This window comes from bacterium, from assembly GCA_040755795.1.
GTDB lineage: Bacteria > UBA9089 > CG2-30-40-21 > CG2-30-40-21 > SBAY01 > JBFLXS01.
In genome coordinates this window covers 1-5,110 of sequence record JBFLXS010000298.1, presented here as the reverse complement: position 1 = coordinate 5,110, position 5,110 = coordinate 1, and the positions used below count along the sequence as shown (strand labels likewise).

The 5,110-nt window shown below is 35.0% G+C and carries 5 protein-coding genes; all 5 read left to right on the top strand.

From position 1 onward, the window contains the following. Nucleotides 1–202: 202 nt before the first annotated feature. The 5 genes from AB1414_15245 (at nucleotide 203) to AB1414_15225 (ending at nucleotide 4,895) form a co-directional block, all read left to right on the top strand. Nucleotides 203–1,324 (top strand): branched-chain amino acid ABC transporter substrate-binding protein, encoded by a 1,122-nt coding sequence (locus AB1414_15245; GenBank protein MEW6608776.1) that lies wholly within the window; start codon nucleotides 203–205, stop codon nucleotides 1,322–1,324. A gap of 39 nt (nucleotides 1,325–1,363) precedes the next feature. Continuing rightward, on the top strand, nucleotides 1,364–2,266 hold the full coding sequence (locus AB1414_15240) for a branched-chain amino acid ABC transporter permease (protein MEW6608775.1): 903 nt from the start codon (nucleotides 1,364–1,366) through the stop codon (nucleotides 2,264–2,266). Beyond that, the gene (locus tag AB1414_15235) at nucleotides 2,260–3,234 is read left to right on the top strand and encodes a branched-chain amino acid ABC transporter permease (GenBank protein MEW6608774.1); all 975 of its coding nucleotides are present in this window, start codon (nucleotides 2,260–2,262) and stop codon (nucleotides 3,232–3,234) included. Before AB1414_15240 ends, AB1414_15235 begins: the two co-directional genes overlap by 7 nt. Nucleotides 3,235–3,307: 73 nt before the next feature. After that, nucleotides 3,308–4,066 carry an ABC transporter ATP-binding protein gene (locus tag AB1414_15230; GenBank protein MEW6608773.1) on the top strand — a complete coding sequence of 253 codons (759 nt, stop codon included), beginning with the start codon at nucleotides 3,308–3,310 and terminating at the stop codon, nucleotides 4,064–4,066. Nucleotides 4,067–4,199: 133 nt separating this feature from the next. Beyond that, nucleotides 4,200–4,895 carry an ABC transporter ATP-binding protein gene (locus AB1414_15225; protein ID MEW6608772.1) on the top strand — a complete coding sequence of 232 codons (696 nt, stop codon included), beginning with the start codon at nucleotides 4,200–4,202 and terminating at the stop codon, nucleotides 4,893–4,895. Nucleotides 4,896–5,110: the final 215 nt, after the last annotated feature.

The following is a 5,110-nucleotide window of genomic DNA, read 5'->3' as shown; positions in this document are numbered from 1 at the left end:
AACCGTAAAAGCTGATTAAATCAGAAGAGTGAACACATTTTTAAGGCTGGAGGCTCTAAATGCTTTATAACTGCTGGTAAAATCATAAACTACAGTTGATTGTGGAATTTAGATGCGTTTGCCCTGTACAGGTCGAAAATTTCTATTGACAATTAGAAAAAATTATGATATTCTTCTTTGATATAAAGGAGGTTTGAAAAAAATGAGGAAAATTTTATGTTTTGTGTTAATTAGTCTTGTATGTGTTTCTTTTGTTAGTTGTGGAGTGAAAAAGGATGTTAAAGAAGGAAAGGTAGTTAAAGTTGCATTAGTTTGTCCTTTAACCGGGGACATTGCCGCTATGGGACAGGGGATGAAAAACGGAGCAACATTAGCCATTGAAGAGGCAAATCAAACTTTAAAAGAGATTAAATTTGAGTTGCTGGCACTGGATGACCGTGCTGACCCAAAAGAAGCAGTAAATGCCGCCAATCAAATTGTCTCTGATAAAGATGTCTGTGGTGTAGTAGGACATCTAAACTCTGGATGTTCAATACCTGCTTCTGCAGTCTATAACAGACATAATTTAGTTATGGTTTCTCCTGCCTCTACTAATCCAAAACTTACCCAGCAGGGATTTACAAATGTCTTTCGTACCTGCACAACTGATGATGTTCAGGGAAGTTTTGCGGCTGATTTTGTTTATAAAAAAGAAATAAAAGGAGTAGCCATAATTCATGATAAAACACCTTATGGTCAAGGACTGGCTGAAGAATTCCAAAAAACATTCCAGAATCTTAGAGGAAAGGTGTTATGCTTTGAAGGAATAAGCCTTGGTGATAGAGATTTTAAGGCATTACTTATAAAGATAAAGGGATTAAATCCACAGATAATTTATTTTGGTGGAATGTATCAGGAAGGAGGACTTATCTCAAAACAGGCAAAAGAGTTGGGTTTAAATGTTCCTTTAGTCGGTGGAGATGGAATCTATACGGGTGAATATATAAAAATTGCTGGAAAATCGTCTGAAGGAGATATGGCAACGATGATTGGGTCACCACCTGATAAACTTCCTAAGGCAAAAGATTTCATTGAGAAATATAAAACTAAATTCCCTGATATGGATATGCAACCTTATGACCCTTATACTTATGATACCACAAATATTATCATTGAGGCGGTTAAAAATATAGGACAGGATAAAGGTAAAATAATTGATTACATTAAGAATATAAAATACGATGGCATAATTGGAGAGACAAGATTTGATGAAAAAGGTGATACCTTAAATAAAGAGATTACTTGCTATAGTGTTAAAGATGGGAAGTGGCAGATTTCAGAATAATGATGTCATCTAAAGGTATGAAAAGTGAGTAATAAATGAATGATTTTCCAACAGTTAATAAATGGTATAACGCTGGGTGGAATTTACGCACTCATTGCCTTAGGTTATACAATGGTTTATGGGGTGCTTTTAATGATAAATTTCGCCCACTCAGAGATTTTTATGGCAGGTGCATTCTTTGGATTTTTCTTACTCATTTCCTTCTCCAGTATTCCATTCTTACAGAATAACCTATTTTTACAACTTCTACTTGCCTTTCTAATATCAATGTCTTTAACAGGTATCTTAGGTATAATAATAGAGCGGTTTGCTTATCGACCGCTTCGTAAGGCAAGCAGATTGACACCACTTATTTCCGCCATTGGAGTATCTATATTTTTACAGAATTTATTTATGTTAGTAGTAAGTCCACAGGCAAAACCATTCCCAGAAATCTTTCCCGTTAAAAATTTTCAATTTGGAGTGCTATCTGTAAATTCCCTTCAAATTTTTATCATCACTATCTCTATTCTGTTAATGGTAGTGTTAAACTATTTTATTAAGCAAACAAAATTAGGCACTGCTATTAGAGCTACTTCATCTGATGTAGAGACAGCGGCGTTGATGGGTATAAATACAAATTCAGTTATCTCTCTTGTATTTTTTATAGGAGCTGGATTAGGAGGCATTGCTGGAATATTAGTTGGTATGTATTATGGCAGTATAAAATACAATATGGGATTTATTTATGGGATTAAGGCATTTACTGCCGCAGTATTAGGTGGAATTGGAAATATTCCAGGGGCGATGATTGGTGGATATTTACTTGGCGTCCTCGAAAGCCTTGGCTGTGCATATATCTCTTCTGCTTATAAAGATGTGTTTGCCTTTATTATATTGATTTTAGTCTTAATTATAAAACCTACCGGGATACTCGGAGAAAGGGTGCAGGAAAAATGCTAAATAAAAGAAAGATGTTAGAAATTGCCCTTATCTTGATTATTATCATAATTGCCTATTTCCTTCACATAGAACAGGAATTTTATTCCCTGCATATTCTGTCACTGATGGGAATTTATGTTCTTTTAGTATTAGGGCTGAATATGGTCATTGGCAATACAGGGCTATTGGATTTAGGGTTTATAGCATTTTATGCCATAGGTGCTTATTCTGCGGCTTTACTTTCAATCAAAGGACTTTCTTTCTGGATTATCCTTCCAATCTCAATTTTAATTACAGGCTTCTTCCGTTTTCTTTTAGGAAAACCACTTATGCGGTTAAGAGGTGATTATTTAGCGATTGTTACATTAGGATTTGGTGAAATTACCCGACTTGTTTTAAATAATTGGGATTACCTGACTAATGGACCTAAAGGACTACCAGGGGTAGGAGAAAGGATACAACCAATAAAATTATTTACCTTTACTTTTACGCAAGAACTACATTATTTTTATTTAATCCTGTTTTTTACCGTAGGCTCTATTTTTGCCATAAGAAGAGTAGAACGCTCAAAAATAGGCAGGGCATTTGTGGCAATAAGAGAAGATGAAACTGCCGCAGAAGTAAGTGGAATAAATACATCTGATATAAAATTATTTTCCTTTGTTACAAGTTCAATATTTGCGGCTATTGCGGGAGTAATCTATGTTCATTGGATTGGATTTGTAAGCCCTGAGTCTTTTACCTTCTGGGAATCAGTATTTTTGGTTTGTATGGTCGTATTAGGTGGGATGGGAAATCTTCTGGGAATAATCTTTGGTGTGGTTTTATTGGTAGGGACACCTGAATTCCTGAGGGTAACATTAGGTGGAGAATTTGTGCTTTACCGAATGTTAATCTTTGGACTTTTGATGGTCATATTAGTCATATTTAGACCACAAGGAATTATTCCTGAAAAAAGAAGGACATTGGAATTAGTAAGTGAAAAATAGACAACAGACAATCAGACAACAGACAAAAGTTACTGTGACCAAATCTGTAGTCTGTGGTCTGTAGTATGGAGGAATTATGTTTTTGGAAGTAGAAAATATATCAAAAAATTTCGAAGGGATTCAGGCTCTATCTGAAATCTCTTTTCAATTATCCAAAAGGGAGATATTAGCCTTGATTGGGCCAAATGGTGCTGGCAAAACTACCTTTTTTAATATCCTTTCAGGGATTTATCTACCTACTCAAGGAATAATTAAGTTTAAAGATTCAAATATTATCGGTTTAAAACCATATCAGATTACAAGATTTGGGATTGCTCGAACATTCCAAAATCTGCGTCTTTTCCCACAAATGACGGTTATAGAAAATATCTTATCAGGATTCTTTCATCAGACTAATTATGGAATATTAGATGTTATATTCAAAACAAAAAGATTTAGACAGGAAGAAGAAAAGGATATCCGATATGCCTATTCTATAGCTGAGTTTATTCGCCTGGAAAATAAAGAAAATGAACTAACCAGAAATTTACCTTATGGTGAACAGAAAAGGTTAGAAATTGCCAGAGCCCTGGCAACAAAACCATCATTATTACTCCTTGATGAGCCAACTGCAGGCATGAATCCTAAAGAAACAGAAGATATGATAGAATTGATAAAGAAGATTAGAGAAGATGGAGTGACAATTATATTGATAGAACATGATATGAAGGTGGTTATGAATATCTCGGATAGAATAATTGTTCTGGACTATGGAGAAAAAATTGCCGAAGGGAAACCAGAAGAGATAAGAATGAATGAGAAGGTAATTGAGGCATATCTGGGAAGGAAGTAGAGAGTAGAGAGGAGAGAGGAGAGAGTAAATACTATACAGAAAATAGTAGGCAAATGTAATTCTGACTACTGACTACTATCTACTGTCTACTGTCTACTGACTACTGTCTACTATTTTCTATGGAGACAAAATGATACTTGAATTGCAAGATGTTTCTACCTTTTACGGTAGGATTGAGGTATTAAAAAAGGTAAGTTTGTATCTTGAAGAGGGTGAGATTGTAACCATAATTGGGGCAAATGGTGCTGGAAAAACTACCCTTTTAAAAACTATATCCGGTATCCTACACCCAAAAACAGGAAGAATCTTTCTTCAAAAAGAAGGTATTGAAAGATACTCACCTGATAGAATAGTAAAGTTAGGAATTTCACATTGCCCTGAGGGAAGAAGAATTTTTCATACTCTTTCTGTCCTTGAAAATTTAAGATTAGGTGCATTTACAAGAAAATTGATAAAGGATGAATTAGAGGAAATCTTCCATCTCTTCCCCATATTAAAAGAAAGAATGAAACAAAAAGGGGGAACATTATCAGGTGGAGAACAACAGATGTTAGCTATTGCCCGTGCACTAATGTCAAAACCAAAGGTATTACTCCTTGATGAACCGTCACTTGGACTGGCACCAAAAATGGTAGAAAAGATATTTGAGACAATACAACAAATAAATAAAGAGGGTGTCAGTATATTATTAGTTGAACAAAACGCAAACCTTGCCTTACAGATAGCAAAAAAGGGATATGTTTTAGAGACGGGTAAGGTTGTGCTTTGTGATAATTGTTCTAATCTTATAAAAAATGAAGAAGTCAAATCTGCATATTTAGGAGGATAAGATTTACTGTAAGTGTTCAGGGTGTAATAAAGGGAAAATGGGAAATCCGCACTTATTCCCAAATGACTGACCCATTCTCATCTGTAAATTTTTGTAACCGTTCAGGGCTATACATTAGAAGTGTAAACAAGGAGAAATGGGGAAAAGGGAGAATTGGAGAAATGGCTCAAACTTTTTCTTGCTCCACCCTTCAGACATTAATCCTGGTGTCGTGT

Coding starts and splice junctions, on each gene's coding strand:
- AB1414_15245 (MEW6608776.1), top strand. CDS start 203: ATGAGGAAAATTTTATGTTTTGTGTTAATTAGTCTTGTATGTGTTTCT.
- AB1414_15240 (MEW6608775.1), top strand. CDS start 1,364: ATGATTTTCCAACAGTTAATAAATGGTATAACGCTGGGTGGAATTTAC.
- AB1414_15235 (MEW6608774.1), top strand. CDS start 2,260: ATGCTAAATAAAAGAAAGATGTTAGAAATTGCCCTTATCTTGATTATT.